The organism is Marinoscillum luteum, from assembly GCF_044005705.1.
Taxonomy (GTDB): Bacteria; Bacteroidota; Bacteroidia; order Cytophagales; family Cyclobacteriaceae; genus Marinoscillum; species Marinoscillum luteum.
Genome location: NZ_JBIPKE010000014.1, coordinates 304762 through 326307 on the forward strand (window position 1 = coordinate 304762; position 21546 = coordinate 326307).

Annotated in this window: 20 protein-coding genes and 2 tRNA genes; 6 read left to right on the forward strand and 16 right to left on the reverse strand. The window is 45.9% G+C overall.

Annotated features, from left to right (window positions below):
* The first annotated feature begins 6 nt into the window (after positions 1 to 6).
* Entirely contained in the window at positions 7 to 342 is a 336-nt protein-coding gene (locus ACHKAR_RS07300) for a TraR/DksA family transcriptional regulator (RefSeq protein WP_395416793.1), read from the forward strand.
* 1 nt (position 343) lies between these two features.
* On the opposite strand, the gene ACHKAR_RS07305 is transcribed toward ACHKAR_RS07300, so the two are convergent.
* From ACHKAR_RS07305 to ACHKAR_RS07325, 5 genes are all read right to left on the reverse strand, one after another.
* Positions 344 to 1408, reverse strand: coding sequence for an ArsO family NAD(P)H-dependent flavin-containing monooxygenase (locus tag ACHKAR_RS07305; protein WP_395416794.1), 1065 nt, complete (start codon positions 1406 to 1408; stop codon positions 344 to 346).
* Positions 1409 to 1641: 233 nt separating this feature from the next.
* Positions 1642 to 2058, reverse strand: a complete 417-nt coding sequence (locus ACHKAR_RS07310; protein WP_395416796.1) for an ArsI/CadI family heavy metal resistance metalloenzyme — start codon at positions 2056 to 2058, stop codon at positions 1642 to 1644.
* Between the two features lie 8 nt (positions 2059 to 2066).
* Complete coding sequence (locus ACHKAR_RS07315; RefSeq protein WP_395416797.1) at positions 2067 to 2438, reverse strand: VOC family protein; 372 nt, start codon at positions 2436 to 2438, stop codon at positions 2067 to 2069.
* A 53-nt stretch (positions 2439 to 2491) separates the two neighbouring features.
* Entirely contained in the window at positions 2492 to 2821 is a 330-nt protein-coding gene (locus ACHKAR_RS07320) for an ArsR/SmtB family transcription factor (protein ID WP_159585392.1), read from the reverse strand.
* Positions 2822 to 3013: 192 nt separating this feature from the next.
* Positions 3014 to 3220, reverse strand: a complete 207-nt coding sequence (locus ACHKAR_RS07325) for a hypothetical protein (RefSeq protein ID WP_395416798.1) — start codon at positions 3218 to 3220, stop codon at positions 3014 to 3016.
* Positions 3221 to 3770: 550 nt separating this feature from the next.
* On the opposite strand from ACHKAR_RS07325, the gene ACHKAR_RS07330 reads away from it, so the two are divergent.
* Positions 3771 to 6776, forward strand: coding sequence for an ATP-binding protein (locus ACHKAR_RS07330; protein ID WP_395416800.1), 3006 nt, complete (start codon positions 3771 to 3773; stop codon positions 6774 to 6776).
* A 481-nt stretch (positions 6777 to 7257) separates the two neighbouring features.
* Here ACHKAR_RS07330 and ACHKAR_RS07335 read toward each other — a convergent pair.
* Together ACHKAR_RS07335 and ACHKAR_RS07340 are read right to left on the reverse strand one after the other, a co-directional pair.
* Positions 7258 to 7343 (reverse strand) — tRNA-Leu (locus tag ACHKAR_RS07335).
* Positions 7344 to 7411: 68 nt separating this feature from the next.
* A tRNA-Gly gene (locus ACHKAR_RS07340) sits at positions 7412 to 7484 on the reverse strand.
* A 432-nt stretch (positions 7485 to 7916) separates the two neighbouring features.
* Between ACHKAR_RS07340 and ACHKAR_RS07345 the strand changes: the two genes are divergently transcribed.
* On the forward strand, positions 7917 to 8141 hold the full coding sequence (locus ACHKAR_RS07345; protein ID WP_159585386.1) for a hypothetical protein: 225 nt from the start codon (positions 7917 to 7919) through the stop codon (positions 8139 to 8141).
* Positions 8142 to 8150: 9 nt separating this feature from the next.
* Here the strand turns inward: ACHKAR_RS07345 and mutS are convergent, their stop codons facing one another.
* Positions 8151 to 10766, reverse strand: a complete 2616-nt coding sequence (gene mutS / locus ACHKAR_RS07350) for a DNA mismatch repair protein MutS (protein WP_395416801.1) — start codon at positions 10764 to 10766, stop codon at positions 8151 to 8153.
* Between the two features lie 62 nt (positions 10767 to 10828).
* Between mutS and ACHKAR_RS07355 the strand changes: the two genes are divergently transcribed.
* From ACHKAR_RS07355 to ACHKAR_RS07365, 3 genes are read left to right on the forward strand one after another with little or no spacing between them, the layout of a single operon-like run.
* A complete protein-coding gene (locus ACHKAR_RS07355; RefSeq protein ID WP_395416803.1) occupies positions 10829 to 11362 on the forward strand; it encodes an RNA methyltransferase in 534 nt (177 codons plus the stop codon).
* A 60-nt stretch (positions 11363 to 11422) separates the two neighbouring features.
* Positions 11423 to 11722 carry a nucleotidyltransferase family protein gene (locus tag ACHKAR_RS07360; RefSeq protein ID WP_395416889.1) on the forward strand — a complete coding sequence of 100 codons (300 nt, stop codon included), beginning with the start codon at positions 11423 to 11425 and terminating at the stop codon, positions 11720 to 11722.
* Entirely contained in the window at positions 11715 to 12062 is a 348-nt protein-coding gene (locus ACHKAR_RS07365) for a HepT-like ribonuclease domain-containing protein (RefSeq protein WP_395416804.1), read from the forward strand. Before ACHKAR_RS07360 ends, ACHKAR_RS07365 begins: the two co-directional genes overlap by 8 nt.
* A 2-nt stretch (positions 12063 to 12064) precedes the next feature.
* Here ACHKAR_RS07365 and ACHKAR_RS07370 read toward each other — a convergent pair whose 3' ends face one another.
* The 8 genes from ACHKAR_RS07370 to ACHKAR_RS07405 form a co-directional block, all read right to left on the reverse strand.
* A complete protein-coding gene (locus tag ACHKAR_RS07370; RefSeq protein ID WP_395416805.1) occupies positions 12065 to 14566 on the reverse strand; it encodes a TonB-dependent receptor domain-containing protein in 2502 nt (833 codons plus the stop codon).
* Between the two features lie 111 nt (positions 14567 to 14677).
* The gene (locus ACHKAR_RS07375; protein WP_395416806.1) at positions 14678 to 16015 is read right to left on the reverse strand and encodes an HTTM domain-containing protein; all 1338 of its coding nucleotides are present in this window, start codon (positions 16013 to 16015) and stop codon (positions 14678 to 14680) included.
* Positions 16015 to 17109, reverse strand: coding sequence for an imelysin family protein (locus ACHKAR_RS07380; RefSeq protein WP_395416807.1), 1095 nt, complete (start codon positions 17107 to 17109; stop codon positions 16015 to 16017). Before ACHKAR_RS07380 ends, ACHKAR_RS07375 begins: the two co-directional genes overlap by 1 nt.
* A 44-nt stretch (positions 17110 to 17153) precedes the next feature.
* On the reverse strand, positions 17154 to 18275 hold the full coding sequence (locus tag ACHKAR_RS07385) for a DUF4856 domain-containing protein (RefSeq protein WP_395416809.1): 1122 nt from the start codon (positions 18273 to 18275) through the stop codon (positions 17154 to 17156).
* A gap of 284 nt (positions 18276 to 18559) precedes the next feature.
* Positions 18560 to 20179 (reverse strand): PepSY-associated TM helix domain-containing protein, encoded by a 1620-nt coding sequence (locus ACHKAR_RS07390; protein WP_395416810.1) that lies wholly within the window; start codon positions 20177 to 20179, stop codon positions 18560 to 18562.
* Entirely contained in the window at positions 20176 to 20472 is a 297-nt protein-coding gene (locus ACHKAR_RS07395; RefSeq protein WP_395416812.1) for a hypothetical protein, read from the reverse strand. Before ACHKAR_RS07395 ends, ACHKAR_RS07390 begins: the two co-directional genes overlap by 4 nt.
* Complete coding sequence (locus ACHKAR_RS07400) at positions 20472 to 20807, reverse strand: hypothetical protein (RefSeq protein WP_395416813.1); 336 nt, start codon at positions 20805 to 20807, stop codon at positions 20472 to 20474. Before ACHKAR_RS07400 ends, ACHKAR_RS07395 begins: the two co-directional genes overlap by 1 nt.
* A complete protein-coding gene (locus tag ACHKAR_RS07405) occupies positions 20807 to 21544 on the reverse strand; it encodes a DUF4198 domain-containing protein (RefSeq protein WP_395416815.1) in 738 nt (245 codons plus the stop codon). Before ACHKAR_RS07405 ends, ACHKAR_RS07400 begins: the two co-directional genes overlap by 1 nt.
* Between the last annotated feature and the right edge of the window lie 2 nt (positions 21545 to 21546).

Below are 21546 nucleotides of genomic sequence, written 5' to 3' on the forward strand. Positions count from 1 at the left end.
CGATCCATGGACATTAACGAAAAAAAAGAAATTCGGACAGCCATTGAGGAAAAAATAGTGGAGCTGGAACAGCGCGTACGGGATCTAACTGTAGCCACTAAACCCATGGGCCTGGACAATGCAGTGGGTCGGCTGAGCAGAATGGATTACATCAATAACAAAACCATAGATGAGGCCAACCTGAGGGCGTCCGAACAAAAGCTGGAGGCGCTCAGGCGATGGCTGGACCTGATCGACACGGAGAAGTTTGGGAAATGCAGCAGATGCGGCAATGAAATCAACCCCAAACGCCTTCTTTTCATGCCCGAAAGTACCCGATGCATTCATTGCGCCGGGAAATAATTTATTTTAGAAATTCCTCAATCTCAATACTGGTCGCTTTGGCAGAGCGGCCCACACCCACCACAGTGGCGGAGGCGAAACCGGTCCAGCTACCATATCCTACCATCCACAGACCCGGCAGCTCCCGTGAGCGGGTGCCATTGGTGGGGATTTTATCGTGACGAAAGGTCACCGGCAGGTTTTTAAAAATCTGCAGGGCCGGCCGAAAGCCTGTACAGAATATAACGGAATCCAGCGGAAGCTCCCGGTGATCCTCCAGTTCCACACCATTCGTTGTAAACCTGGTGATCGAAGGATAATGTACGAGGACGCTTCTGGAGCGAGCATCCTTTACCGAGGGCACCATGACGATGTGGCCCAGAGAAGGAGGGATGTACTCCCGGCCTCTCTTTTTAGCTTCGAAAAGCTGAGAAGCCGCATCAAACAGATACCTGCCGTCCACATGATCTGGCAAAAAATCTGGAGGATCCTTCGTGATCCAAAAAGTGTCTGCCACCCTGGACACCTCAGAAAGTATCTGAGCCCCACTGTTGCCTTCCCCTACGATACCTACCTTCTGATTTTTGAACACTGTGGACTCACGGTACTGTGCTGAGTGGATGATTTTACCTGTAAAAGTTTCACGACCCGAGATCTCAGGGATAAAGGGGTTTTCGAAAGACCCCGTAGCTCCCACCACCACCCGTGACTGATAGGTCCCTACTGAGGTCTGCAAAGTAAAAATATCCTGATGCCAGTTGATCTCTGTCACCCTGACCGGGCGGTCTATCTTTAGTTCATAACGCTTTTCATAAGATGTCAGATAGTCCGTGATGTCCCCCTTCCCCGGATAATGTTCCGTACCTCCCGGCATTAGGGTTCCGGGCAGCGAGCTCCACTGGGCTGGTGAAAACAAGGTGATGGACGACCAGTAGTTTTGCCACGAACCACCTGGTGCTGTCTCGGCATCCAGGATAACATACCTGAGGCCGGTACGTCGCAGGTAATATGCGAGAGCCAGACCGCTCTGTCCACCTCCCACGATGATTACATCATACACTTTAATAACGTCATGCTGTTCCTTCATTTGTCAGGATTTGGCCTACTGTTCATTACATATAAGATCTCTATTCAAAAGCCACCTCCCCGAGTGCTTCCCACGGCCCGGAGGTTATGGCAATCACTTCCTGAAAAGGTTAATTCGCCCACTACCAAAACAATGGGCTGCATACGCAGCCCATGAGCGGAGATTCACCCCTCCACCGGGAGTTCTTGGGTGATATATACTAAAGCTATATATACCCTATTGACTCTTTTCAATTAGCAACAAGCAACAGCCTGTGGTCTTTTATCATTTTTGTCTACATCCTTTTTAAAGTGGTAAACCTCCCACTCATAGCCATCCGGATCATTCACCCAAAACTTATCCTGCTGAGCGTAGCAGCAGTTTGTATTGGTCTCTTCCAATGCTATTTTAAGCTTTTTCTCAACTTCTTCTTTGCGTTTTGCGAGCTGTGTCTCATTGGCAACTCTCAGCCCCAGGTGCCCAAAATGACTGGATACCTTATCCGGAGCCTGAATAAACGAGATCACAAGACCTGGCTCGTCCAGCTCAAATTTAGCATAGTCATTCTTCAGCTTAACAGGTTCCGCATTAAAAAGCCCTTTGTAAAAGTCTACGGTAGCTCCAATCTCAGATACGTTCAGAGCAATGTGAAATTTGATTTGATTGTTCATATATGTAATTATTTAGTTGTTTGTTCAAGAAAGCAGTAATCGGCAATGGAACAGTTGATCTCAACCTCTCCTTGTTTAATGATCCATTGGTGTCCGTCCGGATCTGACACTGCGAATTGTTTGTCAAGAATTTTACATTGTGAATGCCAGTCATATTGCGAGATATATCGCTTGATCCTGGCGTACATCTCGTGGAGATGCTCCACCGAGTGTACCTCTACAGTGTGGCAACTCTTAACTTCAGGTTGTTTTCCAGTTTCGGTTAGTAGGAGCTCTTTCTTCTCCCAGGTGAAGCGGGCAGTGTCAAACGAAAGTGAAATAGGCATCCGATTAAAGAGGTTTCGATAGAAAGCCACACTATTATTAAGATTACTGATCATTAAATTCATATCTGTATATCGCTTTATTACGATGATGCTTCTCAAAAAAAGAGCTAGCAGCAGCTCTTCATCTCATCATACGTACCAAAAAACTTCTGAAAGTCTTTGCTGATTTTCTCCCACACCTCACCATCCACACAGTAGCACATAGCTGTACCTTCCACAGTACCCCTTATGATTCCCAATGATTTGAGTTCTTTCAGATGCTGGGAGATAGTCGCCTGTGCCAAACCCAGATCTTTGACCAGGTCGCTGTTGATGCACTGGTTTGATTTCAGGACATGCTGCAGGATGGCTATCCGAGCGGGATGACCAATAACCTTAGCCACGGTCGCCAGTTCGTTTTGTTCTCTTGTAAATAAATCTGTCTTTGTCACTCCCATATCGCAATATTACGATGAATGTGCAATAAGGTTCCTGTTTTGACAAAAAATTTTTGGGTGGGGGTTTGATTTTGGAAGGGGTGAAATAAAAAAACCCCAAAGAATGAATTCCTTGGGGCCCCAACCAGCTATAGACAAGACCGCTGCTATTGCAAACGGGCTTATTTTAAATGTTTTTATTAAATCTCTTTTTTAGGCTACTTGATAGCTACGTGCTTTTTCCAGTCTGGCGTTGTTCAACTGGGACACAATCTTTCTCACCAATCGTTCTTCAGATTCCTCCATTTCATACAACACCTCCATCTTCTCTCCCATTAGAGATTCGCTAATCTTCAAATCAATAGAAGATCCGTGGTTGTAATTTTCCGTTTTCGAGCTATACCAGATTAAATGTTTCATGGGCGTCTTCCGAATTTTGTAGAGCTAATATGATACTTCTTGAATTTGCGATCCTGCCAAAGAGCTATAAAATCCTGCCATTTTCAAAAACCTTCGTTTTTAGCCGTTTTAGGCCGATAAAATTGTTATTTATTTTCATATTCATAGGCTAATAGATAAAATTGTCAACGAATTTATTCTCACTTTATTCGTTTCTGCCAAATATCCTCCGCCCCAAATGGCCCTTTTACCCTATAAAAAGATTTATTATTTGGTGGCAAAGATGAAAATTCTTTCATTCAGTGTGCACTTGATAAATCATTACTCCTCATTACAACATCAGCCATAACCTCTGGTGATTATTTTTTAATTTTTACCGATTTCTCTGCATTTCAGGCTAAATTTCTATTCCACCTTTTTTGAGTAATTTCAAAAAGTTTTCAAACCCTAGATGATCTGGTCAAGAGTGCTCCCATTATGTAAATCTCTTTTTTTACTTTGCTGCTGGATAGGGAGCCATGCAGTAAATGGTCAGTATTTCTCTGCTTGTGTCTATAAAAACCTAGATGGTATGGTTTCCAACCGTATCACAGAAATGGAGCAACTTCCAAATGGCGAAATCTGGTTTGCCACACAAGATGGTATTAGCACGTATGACGGCACGGGCTGGCTGAGTTTCCCAGATTCACTGGGTATTCTGCCAATAATCGGCAAAGTGTGCCTGGAAGCTCTGTCGGATAGTTCTGTTTATGTGCTTGGTTTCAACGGGGACAAACTTTCCTTTTCCGTATATACGGATGATCGTTGGTCTCCATTAAATCTCCCACCGGAAATAGCCAGTTTACCCCTTCATTCCCGATACGTCATGGGTCACCATCTCTCGGGCCACGGCAACCGCCTGATCATTGGCACTCAAAACAAGCTCTATTTTTATTCCGATAACCAATGGAACCTTGACCTCCTTGGCCAGAAAGACCCCGAAAGCTTTAAAATTAATAGCATCAAGACCCTCGGTGATACCGTCCTGATAGCTTCCAGCCAAGGTTTGCATCTCTATTTCAATGGATCCTTGACCACCCTTGTCGAACATGAAGAGGTCCTGGATCTGGACTACAATGAGGAAGATGATACCTTTTACTTATTAGGTAAAGACTGGTTGGGAGTTTTATCAAGCGGGTCAGAAGAAATCACATTTCTTTTTCAGAATGAGCTCATTGGTTACCCTGATGTAGGAGCGGTGAGTAACCTTATGCATCACCGGGGTAAACTATACTATAGTTCCAACTCTCCGCTCTATCAGTATGACCTCCATAGTCATGAAAAAAGAGCAGTAATCACGGAGTACTTCGATCTGGATTATGTCTGTATGAACGCTATGGTTGACCATGAAGGCTCACTGTGGGTAGCCACACTTCGGGGAGCCTTTAAGGTGAACAACCAGGATACTTGGAATTTCAATAGTCACTTCTTACTGGAAAACGAAGTGAGTGCCATACTGGAAGATCAAAACGGAGACCTCTATTTTGGGTCAAATCTGGGACTTAATATTGTTCGCTCAACAGGTGATATAGAAAAATATCCTTTCCCTCGGAAATTCATTCATGCCCGGGTCATGGATATGGTTTCATTCGAGGGCAATATTTACATGGCTGGAAACACAGCGGGAGTGGTCAGGTTCAAAGATGGACAGTATGATTTTGACCTGATCAATGAGAACAGCAGGGTACTGGACCTTCAGGTACATCAGGGAAGACTCTACGCTTCGTGTCAAAATACGATCTACAGAAAAGATGGTAATCTGTGGAGCCCGATAACCACGCCACAAAAGGATGATTATGGGATCATCAGGAAGATGGCTTTCGATGACCAACGACAACTACTGCTCACGCAGATGGGGGTCAGCGATCTTGTGTCCGGGGAGTTCATTCAATCCGAAATCCTCAACGACAATAACATCTATACAGGCATACAATACGACGGGCAATTTCTGCTGGGTACCGCCAATGGAGTCAGAGTTTTGGAAGGCAACCAGATTGTCCACTCTCCAATTTATGATCATTTTGATTCACCGGTTTATTCCTTTTTGGCGGATCGTGAGGGAAGACTGTGGGTAGGTACCGGCAAGGGCATCTATCTGGTGAGCCCCAATGAGGCTTACCATCTTTCCAAAACCAACGGGTTGGCCGGAAATGAAGTCAATAGAAATGCATTGGTCCTTTCTAGAAATGGCAAAATCCTTGTAGGGACAGATGAGGGAATATCCATTTATGACCCAAGAGCAATCCCTGAACTCCCGGTACCCAAAATAGAATACCTCGGTGCCACAGTAAATGGTACCCCAACCTCATCTCAAAGTTTCGACCACTCAGAAAACAATATTCGATTTCAATACCGCTCCGTCTCCTTTTACGACGAAGAGCATATTAACTATCGGTTAAAGCTGGATGGACTGGAAGACCAATGGCAGCATATTCCTTTTTACAACCAGCACACTATCCTGTACTCCAACCTGAAACCAGGAACCTATCAGTTCATGGTACAAGCGAGAATAGGAAATGGAGGCTGGAGCCCGACAGCAACCAGCCCGGTACTGACCGTAAAGTCAGCATTCTACGACAACAGCTGGTTCAGAGTAGGGGTACTCATCCTGGTAATTCTGCTTACTTTATTCTTAGCACGACTCAGAAGCCGTACCCTCAAATCAAGAAACGAACTCTTACAGGCTCGGGTACAGGAAAAAACCCGAGAGCTCAAGAATCAAAACAGCCGCCTGATGAAGACCATCAAAGAGCTAAAATCTGCCCAGGGACAGCTGATCCAATCAGAAAAACTCGCCTCAATGGGTCACCTCACTGCCGGTATTGCCCATGAACTCAACAATCCTCTCAACTACATACGTGGGGGTGCTGAGTGCATTATGAAAAATCTGGAGGAGCTCAAGCATCTGCAACTTCAGCTTCATGCCAAAGAAAGTGAACCAGCACTCCTGGCAGAATACCAGATGCTCATGGATGACAGCAATCAGCTGGCCCAATCCATTCTTAATGGCGCCTCCAAAAGCACCGACATTGTGAAAAGTCTGAGCTCCTTCACCGCAGACTCTCAAAATTTTTACTCTTTCACAGACTTGCAGAAGGAAGTAGACACCTCTCTGACATTGCTCAATAATCAGATCGGCTTTCGCATCACCATCAATAAGATGTTTGGTAATATTCCGCCTATAGAGTGCTATCCTGCCAAAATCAATCAACTCCTAGTCAACCTCCTGATGAATGCCGTGCAAGCCATAGAGCATGAAGGCGAAATCACCATCAGGTACTATAGAAAAGATGATAAGAGAATAGGGCTGGAAATTTCGGATGACGGAGTAGGAATCCCTCAGGACTTACAAGAGCAGGTCTTTGAACCCTTCTTTACCACCAAAGATACCAACCCCGGCCTTGGACTGGCCATTGTGAAATCTATCGTACAGGAGCACCATGGTAGCATCAAGCTAGACTCCAAACCCGGAAAAGGGACTAAGGTGAGGATTTTTCTCCCGGTAAACCAGACAGCCCATCCGGAACTTGAACTATAGTGGATCCAACTTTCAGTAATTTATTTGTACCCGGAGCGGGAGGTTGCGCGCCCCGCTTGAACCGGATCAAGCAATATTTGTGTGGGCTAACTCTATATAGTTATATTTTGCTAAACCCAATTAATCTAGTTTGAATTCAGAAAATTAGGGGTGTAAAGGCGGGCGGGCCATCCAAGGCAAGTGTGAATCGTTTTGACTCCAATAATTCCTAAAAAAAGCCCAAACACAATGAGTCAAAATGATTTTTTGCGTTGGTGCCTTTTCTTTTGCTTCGTTTTCTTTGGGCAAGCAAAGAAAATGAAGGGTAAGTAGCCAATTAGTTGGATTGAGTCATAAGAGATGTCAGATTACGGATCACTATCCACCTTTAACACAATCTCCCCACAAGCTTATTGCTTGAACCCGCACGACCTTTAAGATCATGCTCCAATATCTTCTCCTTAAAACCAAAAAAGCGATCCATTCCTGAATCGCTTATTTGTACCCGGAGCGGGACTTGAACCCGCACGACCTTTAAGGGTCACAGGATTTTAAGTCCTGCGTGTCTACCAATTCCACCATCCGGGCGACACTGACTACTTCTCGGTAGCCCTAAAACACAAAGTCCCGGCCCGAAAGCTTCGGGTCAGGACCTGAGCGGGAGACGGGATTCGAACCCGCGACCCCGACCTTGGCAAGGTCGTGCTCTACCAGCTGAGCTACTCTCGCTTATCCCTTTCGTTCTAAGGGACTGCAAATTTAACAGATGATGAATTAATTGCAAGATGATGAATTAAAATATTTTACCTGAATTTAAAACGGTCCTCATCTCACTGCCGGATCGTAGCCTCCTTCCACCGTGATTGTACACCGTTTATGCTTGATGGGCTCCGCTGAGCAACACTTTATCAGACCAGCGTCATGCGCCACACAGTAAATACGCATATTCAAATAGTTCAATTTTCAATTAGATACTCAATCCTTTTACACATGGCTTCATATTGCAGATTCTTGAATAGCAGAATATTAAACTGCGTTTTTGGCAAAATGGGTAGCTAATATTTTACAGTTTCTCGAAAATTATCAATAAAACACTTTTTATTTAAGAAATTGTTATTAAATTGTTTTGATTCCAATCAACCTATAATAGTACAACCAACCATGTACCAACCTGATAAAATTGCCTTGGATCACGAGTATGTGATTTCTACTTTCTCAGTCGAAGAATTGAGAGCGGGCCTGGAGTGCTCTTTGAGAGTAAAGCGTCATCTTGAAAGACATGTACGAATCGATTCTAAAGTTCGCTACATGAATAACCTGGATGTGCTCAATCAGATCATTTATCAGTACGAAGAAGCGCTGACCAAGTACAAATTAGCTCAGTGAGCTTTCGTGCTAAGATTTTGATCCCTTCAGCTGCTCCTTCATTTCATTCACTTTGAGCAGTGCCTCCACTGGTGAGATGGTGTTGATGTCTATCTCACGGAGCATTTTCATTACTTTTTCAAACCTGGGGTCAGACTCAAATAAATTGAGTTGAAACTGGCTACTGGGTACCTCCGCCAACTTTTCTTTTTCATTCTCTGAAAGCTTATCTGCCTCAAGGTGCTTCAGTATGGTATTGGCCCGGATCACTACCTGATTGGGCATACCCGCTAGCTGAGCCACGTGAATACCGAAGCTATGCTCGCTGCCTCCAGCTTGTAATTTTCTGATGAAAATGATCTTATTCTCCAGCTCCTTTACTGCTACATTGAAGTTTTTTACCCTGGGCAAATCATTGGTCAGCTCATTGAGCTCATGATAGTGCGTAGCAAAAAGGGTTTTGGCCTTGTACTGTGGGTGGTTGTGCAAAAACTCCACGATGGACCAGGCGATGGAAATACCATCGTAAGTACTCGTGCCCCTCCCGATTTCATCCATCAGTACCAAAGAGCGGTTGCTCAGGTTGTTCAAAATGCTGGCGGTCTCGGTCATCTCCACCATAAAGGTAGATTCCCCCCGAGAAAGATTATCCGAAGCGCCCACCCGGGTGAATACTTTATCCACCAAACCAATACGGGCATATCCGGCAGGGACGAAACTCCCCATCTGAGCCATGAGTACAATAAGAGCTGTCTGTCGCAGTAGAGCTGACTTTCCAGCCATGTTAGGTCCGGTAATAATCATGATCTGCTGAGACTCATCATCAAGGAAGACATCATTGGGAATATAATCCTCCTCTGGCGGCATATTCTGCTCAATCACGGGATGACGACCCGCTTTAATGTCGAGTGAAAACTCCTCACTCATGGTCGGCCGCACGTAATTGTTTCGTTTGGCCAAAAAAGCAAACGCCGTGAGGCAATCCAAAGCTGCAATCACCCTTGCGTTTTGCTGGATGAGTTCGATATACTCCATGGCAAAAGACACCAGTTCCTGATAAAGCCTCAGCTCTATGACAAAAATCTGACTCTCGGCATTCAGAATCTTTTCCTCGTAGACTTTCAGCTCCTCGGTGATGTATCGCTCAGCATTGACCAAAGTCTGCTTCCGAATCCATTCTTCCGGCACCTTATCTTTATGGGAGTTGGTCACTTCCAAATAATAGCCAAAGACCTTGTTGTAGGCAATTTTCAGCGAGCTGATGCCGGTGCGTTCAGTTTCTCTTTCCTGAATCCCTTTGAGGTAATCTTTACCTGAAAAGGCCATTTTCCGAAGTTCGTCCAGCTCATCATTTACGCCTTCTTTCAGGATATTTCCCTGATTGGGGTTGATGGGGGCATCCTCCTTGATACTATCCTCGATGTGCTCCAGCAGAGCTTCACAGTCGTTGAGCTGGTCGAGGTATTGTTTGAATATTGAACTGTCAGAAGTCTTCAGTCGATCTTTGATCGGTTTCACCTGAGAAAGACTCCTTTTGAGCTGCACCATTTCCCTCGGGTTGATCCTACCCGTGGCCACTTTCGAGATCAGTCGCTCAAGATCCCCGATTTGTTTGAGGTGACCACTCACTTCATTGAGGGTTTCCTCTTCACTCATAAAAGCCTCCACCGTCAGATGGCGACGCTCTATCTGCTCCTTGTTCTTGAGTGGCAGCACCATCCATTTTCGCAACAAGCGACTGCCCATGGGGGTCTGCGTATTGTCCAGAATATCAATCAGTGCGGTACCATCTCCCTGACTGGGCTGTATCAACTCCAGGTTGCGGATAGTAAACTTATCCAGCCACACATACTGCTGCTCGTCTATGCGAGAGAGTTGTCCGATGTGCTTGACTTCCTTGTGCTCAGTCTCCTCCAGGTAAAAAAGAATGGCCCCGGCAGCAATGATCCCAGACCTCATTTCCTCTACTCCATAACCCTTCAGATTAGCAGTATTGAAGTGGCGGGTGAGCTTTTCATACCCATACTCCTCACTGAAAATCCAATCCTCCAGATGAAAGTTGATATAATCTTTACCAAACGCCTTTTCGAAACGCTCCCTTTCGGATTTTGAGAATAGAATCTCAGACGGCTGAAACCCCTGCACCAGTTTTTCCACATAGTCAGGATTGCCCTGAGCCACTAAAAACTCACCAGTGGACAAGTCCAGAAAAGAAACCCCGCAGGTATTTTCACCATAGTGAATGGCCGCCAGAAAATTGTTGCGCTTTTGCTCCAGCACATTGTCATTCAGCGACAAACCGGGAGTCACAAGCTCCGTAACACCTCTTTTCACTATTCCCTTGACACTCTTGGGGTCTTCCAACTGATCACAGATGGCCACCCTGTTGCCGGCTCGCACCAGTCGGGGCAGGTATACGTCCAATGAATGGTGCGGAAAACCGGCTAATTCGATATGAGAGGCCGATCCGTTGGCTCTTTTGGTGAGCACAATCTCCAGGATTTTGCTGGCTTTGATGGCATCCTCTCCAAATGTCTCATAGAAATCCCCCACCCGAAAAAGCAACAACGCTCCGGGGTACCGTGCCTTGATGGCATTGTACTGTTTCATCAATGGAGTCTCAGAAGGTTTTGCGGATTTCGCCATCCTGTGGATTGGTGGTAGTTTTGAATCGAAATTAGATAGCAATATTAAGGAAAGACAAGCGCATGAGAAAACTTAAAAACGAGGAGCTGGGCAGGATGGAACAAGAAGAGTTTCAACAATCCAAAAAACTCAACGCCTGTATCGTTCTGGATGACATCCGCAGCATGAATAACATCGGCAGTGCATTCAGAACCTCCGATGCCTTTCGCGTGGAGAAAATCCATCTCTGTGGGATCACTGCCCAGCCGCCCCACCGCGATATCAACAAAACCGCCCTGGGAGCAACGGATACCGTGAGCTGGGAGTACCATGAAAAAATCTCAGAACTCATCCCACAACTAAAGGCTCAGGGTTATCACATTGTCTCGGTGGAACAAGCCGATAAAAGCACCTCTTTGCTAGAGTTTGCACCCAGTAAAGACCAGCGGTATGCCTTTGTTTTTGGTAATGAAGTTTTTGGAGTCAATGACGAAGTAATCAAAAGTTCAGACATGGTATTGGAGATCCCTCAATACGGCACCAAGCATTCGCTAAACATTTCAGTAAGCCTAGGCATTGTCATTTGGGATTTTGTGTCGAAATCAGGTGCCCTTTAGATCATCGGCCTACGATGAAGAAGCATCATGAATTCAGATAGCATTCACTATTTTTGTGACATGTTGCAGTTAGATTCACATATAGAAAAAGTTATAAAAGCTTGCCAGGACCATCATGTTGATAAAATGTATTTGATTGGTTCAGCAGTGGATCATTCATTTAATAACGAGAGTGATGTGGATTTTCTCGTCACATTTGAACCCTTCGAAAGAGCTCAATATTTTACAAATTTCATTCACCTCAAATCCACCTTAGAAACGGTATTCAAAAGAAAAGTTGACCTTCTGGAAGCACAAAATCTTCGCAATCCCATCCTAATCAGATCCATTGAGCGGTCTAAAAGACTAATATATGGATGAACGGATTTTAAAATGGCTTTATGATGTAGACCTGGCTATCTCAGAAATTGATAGTTTCTTTGAGAACCAACCTAAAGATTTCATTGAATACAAGAAAAATTTAATGCTCAAAAGGGCCGTAGAAAGGAATTTGGAAATAATCGGGGAGGCGGTCAATAGGATCATTAAACGGGACAGCTCTTTCGAAAACATTATTGACGATGCCAGAAATATAATTGGTATGAGAAATCAGGTCATTCATGCTTATGACAACATCTCCGATGAAAATGTTTGGGCAATTCTGATTAATCATCTTCCCGCTCTCAAAAACAGTGTTAAAGGCCTAATTAGTAATTACTGATTCTAAAACTTCACACCCACACCCACATAAAAATTACGGGGATTTGCGGGGATAATACCCGGACCCGGATAGCCAGCTGCCCGCCTGGTGAAGTAAGACTCATCCGTAAAATTGTTTACTCCGCCCTCAAACGTCCAGAATTTGTATGCATAGCTCACAGAAAGATCCATCACGAAGTAAGTGGGGATAATTCCCTCAACAGCTGTAGGCACAGGAGGAGTACTGTCGGCATTGGAGGCATCTGAATATTGCTCCATTACATAGGTGTAGAGATAGGAGACTCCAAAATTGCCACGCTTATAGGTCACACCAGATTTGATATTGACCGGGGGCACCAACTCTACCTTGTTACCTTCAATACCCGCCTCATCATTGTTCATGTAGCGTGATGAGATCATCGCGAAATTCAGGAAAGTGGTCACTGTGCTCTTTTCTGCCGGAATGGAAAAGAGCTTTAACAAATCCGCTTCTATGTAGCTCTCCAGCCCTAAGATGCCTGCATCCGCAACATTGGTACGATACCGAAAAGTACGATCTACCAGATTATTAAACCGGGGATCAGGCTCAGTCCGCAATACATTGCCAATGCGCCCTTGATAGGATAAATAAAACAATGAAACATCGTACCTAAACTTACCAGCCTCGGCCCCTCTGATCCCAAGATCAAGGTTGTATCCACTCTCATCATCTATGTTCTCATCCACCTTCAGTGACGGGTTGTCCACCCGAATATCATTGAAATTGATGGCTCGGAAATTCTGTGAAAAATTGCCATAAACCTCCACGGTCTCGCTGTATTTGTAACTGATCCCAACCCCCATCAGCGCGAATGACCTGGGCTTACTTTTATCCTCCTCTACTTTCTCCTCATAGATCACATTCCCGGCAAGGTCCTCTCTGCGGTCGTAGTAGTAACCTTTCGCATCCGTGCGGATGTATTCATAGCGGATTCCCGGGGTAACGCTCAGTCTGGGTGTGAGATTGAATATGTTCTCTGCAAAAAATGCCACATTCCTGCTCGGAAAGGTAAAATCAGACTCCCCGGGCTCCTCCTTGTTTTCAAATTCAAAATGGGGACCTGAGCCATTGTCTCCTTCCCCTTGTTCTCTTAGTGTCTTACCAAAATACAGTCGGTTACCCACCAGCAAAACCGATTTTTGACCCAAGAGGTTATAGTGATAGATTGTTCGGAACTCGTTGCCCCAATTGTGATACTCGTCTTTCAGCAGGTTGCGATTTTCTGTCGGATCATCTGGCCGATCTATCCTTTCCAGATTACCCACGGCATACCTGTTGGCTCCCAGCATGAATGTTTTGTTGTTAAACTTCAGGCTAGAAGAATAGCGGTAGTTCCACTCCATGGCCGTCAGGTCCCAGCCCACATCAAACCAGTTGCGCGCGCGCTTGGACTGCTGAGGGTTTTGATAAAACTCAATGTCCGTAAGTCCACCTGGTTGCTGGGCCAGATAGGTCATATGGGTATGTTCGAGCTTAGCACTCAGAAAGGGAGTGAAGTCATAAGTCACCGACGCAAAAAGGTTGTGCTGGTCTTGCTGAGAATTGGGCCGCCAGCCCTCGCTGTGCTTGTATTGGTAAAAAGTGTAATAGTTCACCTTCCCGACGGTACCCCCCAGGCTGTTGAAAGTATTGAACAAACCAAATGAGCCCAGTGTCTGGGCAGAGGTTAATTCTATTTTCTTATCCCTGGGGCCCTCTTTAAAATCAAAATTGAGCATCCCTCCAAACTGTGTTCCATACTGCAGCCCGGCAGCACCGCGCACCACCTCGATTTTGTCCAGCGCGAGCACTGGTGGAGTGTAATAGCTTTCCGGATAGCCAAGTGCATCGGCTGAAATGTCGTAACCATTCTGTCGCACATTGAAATTGGACGTGCGGTTGGGGTTGAGTCCTCGTCCGCCAATACCCAGATTGATCCCCGCACCATCGCTTTCCCAAATATTCAAGCCGGGTACCTGTGCATAGACCTGACGCCCCACATTGGCTGCTTTGTTACCTATCAACCCACCAACATTGATGAGCTCTGTTTTCTTGGCTTCATAAATGGCTGCTCCGCTCACAGACTGGAGCCAGCTAATACCCATGGTTTCTGATCGGGTATTTTCCACCACCACTGACTCAAGCTCCTGACTCATTGGCTTCAGCCTGAACCTAATGGTAGTATTTTCCGCACCTGCCTTTACATCCAGAAAATCTGTTTGGTATTCAGGAAAAAATGCTACAATCCTATAATCCCCATCACCCAAATCACTGAGCTCAAAATACCCTTTAGCGTCCGTTGTGGTTTTTAAAGATGAGCCTTCCAGGAAAATCATCACCCCTTCCATTGGCTCCTCTGCTTCATTGGTGACTACTCCGGACACACGCTGAGACATGGCAGAACAAGCCACCACCAAAAAAGCCAGTGTGACCCCTAATCTCCATATGTCCCTCAGTGCTACCATCTCATTTTTCCAAGCTGACATAGCGTCAATGAATTCCGCCATCTATTTGGACTAATTCTAAATAAGCGCAAAGGTCGGGGTATTAAGCACGTGATTCAATCGCTAGTCATAGGCAAAAGGGGACTCACTAAACCTAGGGAGCACTCACTAGAACTAGTGATCGAGGGGTGCTACCAGGGAATAACTTCCAATGATGGACTCTTTGCTCAAATCGACCTCAGGGCTGATGAAACGTCTGCTGGGCTGTCCATTGAGCGTAACGAACACTTCTGCAGTCACGATAGGGTCAGTCATTCCCAGTCCCTCGTAGTGATCGTGCAGATAGTGGGCATATTGCACGAGGATATCCGGTTGAGTAGCCATCATTTTTTCCTGTTGGGGGGACAGATGTTCGTAGTTTGCCACCATAGATTGCTGGCCGGTATCCCTATCGCGCACATAGTAGGTGGCACTACCCGCTTTCTCCATGAGCATCACGCGCCATGAAAATCTGTACCCCGCTTCGTTCCAAAACACGTCACCAGGATAAGAGAGATATCGAAGAGGTATCAATACTTGCAGTGCGATAAAAACGGCAAACAGCTTGAGTAATGGATGAGAGATTGCGGTAGGCCGCACCTCTGGTCTGACCTGCCACCTAAAAAGGGACTTAAGGATGGTAAGCACCTTTAGATGCTGCCCAGGACTGAAGAAAACTGTGGTGAGACCGATCATGATAAATGGAAACATCCCAATGGGAAAAAGCCACCAGGTCATCAGGTGAAAGACCACTACACAGAAAAAGGCGAGCCGGCGTGTCGCTTTTAGGGATAAGAAAAACGGGATGGACAGGTCATACACCATCCCAAACCAGCTAAATAGATAGGCGGTAACCTTATAACGCAATAAGGTACCCAGTACCGGACGGTAGGCATTTGCTGACAACCACATTTTCATTGGTTGGGCCTTCAGCAGCCAATCCGAATTGATTTTGGCCAGGCCTGCAAAGAAATAAACCACCACCAGCTGAAACCTCAGCAAATTCAAGAAACCCACAGGTACCTGATCTGTTGGTCTACGAGTGCCCCGCCTTACATCCAGGGAAAAATCGCCATGGGCTGGAATCCATATCAACAAAAAAGCCACCAGGCTCACGAAGTAGTAGTGGTTGAGGTAATTGGTTTTATCAATCAACTCTACATAGGTAAAAAGCACAAAAAAAGCAGTGGTGGAAATGCGATAAAACCAGCCCAACGCAATACCTGCAGCTGCTATGGACATGACGGAGAAAACCACATACATCCCCACTCCGGGCAACGGCTCAACACCGGGTAAAAAAGGAAAGTAAACTTTGGGAGCAATGTATAATTGATGAATCCAGCCGTAAGCCCAAAAACGGACAATGGATGCAAACATTAGCAAACCAAACAGGATCCTGAAGGTGACCAACGGTGCAATGGAAACCTTCCCGGTGATTAGCCGCTCTGCCAGTAAGGCTTTAGGCGCTAACATTAGTCCCCATCATTGTCCTGATAAGTGATCACCACACCAAGCGAGGACGCCATGTCTGTTTTGAAAAGGACAGCCAGGCGTTGCATTTCTGCAAACACCGCTTGTACGGTCACCTGATCATTAGCAATCTGAGCAGGAAGGGGATCTTCCAGCATATTTCCTGCCTCTATCAGCGCTTTGAACTGGGTGTCGATTCGCACAGACAAATCCTCATTTTGAGTAGTGGTAGCCTCAATGGCCTGAAGATAATCGTCCAGTCCCACATCTTCAGCACCTTTATAAAGGGTGTAATAGGCGGCAATGCTGGCCTTGAAGAGTTCTACGGAGTACCCGGCATAATAGGCTTCACATGCATGAGGGATGGGCTGACCCAAAGATCGGATTCCAACCGGAATTCCAATTTTCCCATCTCGGGTATTTCGCTCAAAGTCCAGGTTCATGGCGTTGATCAATTTACCCACCGAACTTCCCACGTTCACACCGTAAGCATCTTCACTGGTAAACGTACCTATATAATTCCCGCCCTCTGGAACCCATTCATTATAGACCGTTGATGAAGCCTCCTCCATAAGAAGCGCCACCTGATCCGCATACAGGCGATCTGGCGCTAAGGTCGCAGAAATCAATTCCTCATCACTCAGTCCCGGCCGGTAGAGCAGGTATCCCAATGTCTGAAATCCACGAGCATCAGCGTTGGCGAGGGTCGTCAGATCATCTGCCCCGTTTTGGACATTCCGATTGATTTTGAGGGTGTCTACCGGGTAAATGTTGAGAATCCCAGATAAGCCATTGGACTCTGAAGGGCCAAACTGATAAGGGCTGCATTGCTGCCAGGCCAGCCTTGCAAATTTGAGTGCCTCCCGTGCCGCTGTGAGGGTCTCTACGGTTGGGGCACTGCGGTAAGCTGCAATAGCCTCTTTCAAACTTTTTGTTTGGTCTCTCAACCCGAGGTAGGAAGGTACAATGAGATTATTGGCAAGGTTTTCCAACATCGGTCCCTGATCAAAATCATTCATTTTGCCGAATGGATCTTTATCTGAAGTACAGGAAGTCAGCATGGCCAATGCCAGAAAAACCAATGTCAATAATCTCATCTATTCATTTTGTTTTATAATGTAGCGCCTGGTAATGGCTTCATTTATAACTCGTCCGCAATATCGGTCAAAGCCGGATAAGCAGTGGCCAAAATGTTCTTGGCATTGTTCAGACTAGTCACCGAAATTGTCCAGAAGTCACCATTCGTACCAAAGCCAGCATTCAGCACTTCATTCAGCTCCTCAGTGGTTATCTGCTTGTAAGGGCTGTATTTCAGGGCCATCGCAAAACCGTAGCCTTCTGATGCATGATGAAATAATGAGCCCTGATCATCTCCGCTTAAATCAGCAATGCTTTCATTGATATAATGGATGGCTGTGGCAGCTGCTATCAGCTCAAACTCAGCGTAGATAATATCCCTTTGCTCATCTCTGATCTCATAAGCCTTGTTGACTATCGCCGTTCTACCTTTCAGGAAAGCATCCCTTAGCTTAGTCGCACTTCCGAGATAGCTTTCTCTGCCGTATGTATAGTTGCCCAGAAACCGATTTTCGCCATCCACATCAAATTCAGGATTCACACCCCAGTAACCAAAGGCTTCATCCCAGTGGTGTTCCATGGCAGTATAGTTTTTATCAGCTTCCAGCTCTGTATTCTCTACACCATTGCCAATTTTGGCGTCCGTCAAATAGCTGTTGTAGATCTGATTGAGAAACGTTGCTCCCATGAGGCCCTTTTCCACTAACTGCGTATACTCCCAGCCTTTTTCATCTACCAAAATCTGCCTATCGGCTCCTCTGGAGATAAGACCCGCCTTTCCTTGAGAAGCGCCTGTTTCTGAAGCACTGGCCGATGCAGCAGAAGCCAGAATACTGCTGAAAAATGTGACATCCGCAGCGAATGTTTTATCCTTTAGCTGCTTGCCGCTCTCATTGAGTTCTGCACTAGAAAAAGGATTGTTTTCATTGGCAAACATGTCGAGGAGAACCTCCTCAGATAGCACTGCTCCGTCATTGGCCGTACCAATATAGGCCTTCAGCTCTGCCAACATATCCAGTCTTGCAGTCTGACCGGAATAATCCACTGTGGAAGCCCCATCCCTCGTAAACTCATAGGTGGAAGGAATCTCCAGAGACACTTCATCATCATCCCCTTCGTTACATGAGCTTAGAGCGCCTGTCAAAAGGGTTCCTGATATTAATAAAATCGTATTTAGCTTATTCATTTTGTTGATCACACTTTATTTGGACTAATTCTAAATAAGTGCAAAGATGTGCCAAATGGAGTCGGCTTTCAATCGCTAGTGATAGGCAAAATACAATTTCACTACCCCTAGTTATGAATCCCTAGAACTAGTGAGACCACTTGCCTTCAGGCGGTTTTGTAGGTATGGACATGGAGTGTTCCGGACGAAATCGGTCAAAATGCGTTCACGGTCTGCAGGGTTGTTTTGAATCTGTTCCTGCAGAGCCAGAAGTATTCGGTCAAAGTCCTCGATGGTACCCATGATCAAAACGTACTGGCCCCAACCAATTCGCACGCTTCGCTTGGGGCTTCCTTTTCCAAAAGGGGACCTGGCAGTCTTGTTTTCAACCTCAAAAAGACCAGCAGGGAAATGAGCGATGTAACGAACCAAAAAGCATCTACCACAAAAATCTGGAGTTGCTGAACATTATAAGTATACCACATCCAGTTTCCGGTAACCACCCCATTCACAACTGGAATGGCAAAACCCAAAATGGAGCCCAGAAGCAAACAGTATTTGCTTGTCAGATAATTGTTTCGGCATATGGCAAAGCCGATACTCAGTATCAGCCAAGAAGTGAAAAACATGCTATATATAAACACATGCGGCGCAAGGTCACCCGCATCATGTACCAACCGGACCATGCTGAATAACAATGCCATGGACGGATACATGCTGAGCGAGATCGCCACAAAAATGCTGGCAACCCACTGGTTGGCATTTCTCTTCCAGGGCTCCGTGCTCCTTCTGTCACGGGCTTCTACCCACAGTAACACACCGGAGAGAATCACAAAACAAGTAATGATCCCAAAAACAAAGTAGATGATCTTAAGGCTATACCCGCCAAAATCTCCAAAATGGAGCCTGCGCATCATTTGATCCACTCCGACGATATAGTTAATGGATTCTTCACTTGTTTGGTCAATCAGTACCCCAGACTTATCGAAAGTAGCCCTTCCCTGCCCCAACAGCGCGCCCCTGGATTGAGGCCTGGCTTCCACCAAAATTTTCATGCTTTCATCGCCGTAGTTCTGAATACAAAGCCTGCTCAAAACTGCATCGTTCCAGGAAGATTGGGCCCTTTTGACCAGTTCGTTCAGACTCTGATCAAAATCAACCGAACGATTGGCAAAGGCTGGAGGTAGGGGCTGATCCAGGAGTTCGCGGTACATCAGATCCCGATCATTGTTGTAGATCAACGAACTGGCCGGACCCAACATGATGGTGGTACCGATAATCAGCACTGCGCCTGTTACTGAAAATATGAACTGAAAGGGCAGCCCGATAAAGCCCAATGCGGTATGAGCGTCGGTCCAGACTGTTTTGAGCTTGGCCCAGGGTCTGAACAGGTAGAAATTACTCACAATCTTTTTCCAATGAACAATGAGCCCGGTGACGATTGCAAACAGAAAAAAGAAGGCCACAAAACCCGACAGGAGATAGCCGTATGGGTAGGGGATCTGTGCAAAGAAATGTAACCGATAAATAAACTCGCCCAGTGTATAGGTGGAGTAGTAGGTGCCCTCCTCATAGGTCTTCGTATCCAGATATGTGTAAACGCTCCTTTTGGCACTTTCAGTGGCTGATGTATCCTGAGAAGGTTCAATAGTAACAGCCACATTACGCTCCTGATGTGGCTGCCGGATATTAATGGTACGACCCCTGAGGTCACCGTACCTCATGGCTAAAGTGTCCAGAATCCGATCAAAATCAGCTTTCATCTGTGTTTGGGCTTTGATGGGCTGATTGCGCTCCCATGCTATGATATCATCCCTAAAAAAACTGATGGAGCCGGCAAAAAAGATCACATAAAGTGCCACACTGATGACTAGTCCACTCACCGTATGGGTATGAAAAAGCACATTATAGATGCGGTTGCTCATAGGGGCAGGATATATTGATTGAAACAAAAAACAGCAGAAAAAACAACAGCCAAAAGGAGATAAAGGAGCCAGGCCAGCCAGCCATTTCTGAATAAAAAAGCAACAATCATCAACCCGGCCCAGAGTATAAACCCTCCGAAAATCAAAGTCACCATTACCCCGGCACGATCCCACCAGAGTGAAAGCGCCATGAACAAACTCACGGTAACCGCGTAGCCTCCCACAAAACCGGCAGTGATTTTGGCAAAGCGCTGGTGAAATGATTTTGTCAGATGTTTTTTATGAGCCGGCATCAGAGCGTGATTTCTATAAGGGCTGACAAAAGGGCGACAACCGCTATATTCCTTCCGCTGATGTAACCTAGTGGTGCCAGTAGAATCATCAGACTGGATACGATGGTCAGCAAGATTAAAAAGACAAACAAACCAGACCATAAACCATAACTAAGTACACAAAGCACAAAGCCTACCAGCAATCCAATCAAACCAAAGGGGAGGACTCTGGTCTGATTAGATTGCCCGGATTCGGGTCGTCTATTGAGCACGGCAAGTGCTACTCTCCGGGAGGTTTGGTAACAAGCCCAAAAACCCAGAATGGTGAATAGGAAACTCAGCGTAATCATCCTCATCAAAGTGCTATGGCATATGTGGCACAATGCCAGATAAATTCATAGTCTTCACCGTGATACGTGCCGGGTACTTCCTCTTTTTTGGTAGCCTCTATGGTATATCTGGTAGCCCACGGTAAATCAAATCTCACCTGCCCGTTCTCGTCCGTAGTAAGCTTCTTGCTCCAGAGATCAGCCACATAAATGGCTACTTCCTGCTCGGCCAGGGGTTTCCCCTGGTACAGGACTTTGATTACCACTTCGGCACCTACATCCGCTTTATCCGTGGCGCAGTTCACCAGTACCAGACCTTTGTCGTTTGTGGCTTTGGTCTCTGTACTTTCGCCACCCACTACCACCCTGGCAGTGGAGTGATAGTGGGTCTTAAAAACCCCAAAATCATACTGGGTGTAATCAATCACCTCGATCTCGTCATTGTTCAAAGTGACGGTGTAAGTGCCCTTTTCCGTAGGAGTAAAAATTCCTTCAAAAGCATCCCCTTTGACTGATGTGGGGATTTCATGTTTCAGGCCAGATGGGGTCACCACCGACAGTTTGAAGTTTTTTACTGCTGCAAAATTCTCCCCAGAAGGGTCCTCCACTACGCCATAGGTATATTCGCCAAAGAACACTTTTACCGCGTGGGCCTTGCCCAACTCACCGGACTCGGAGGTTTCCAGCCACATGTAATGCGCAAAGGACTGGGCGCATGTCATCATCACCAGAACCAGAGTAAGTATTGTTTTTGATTGATTCATAA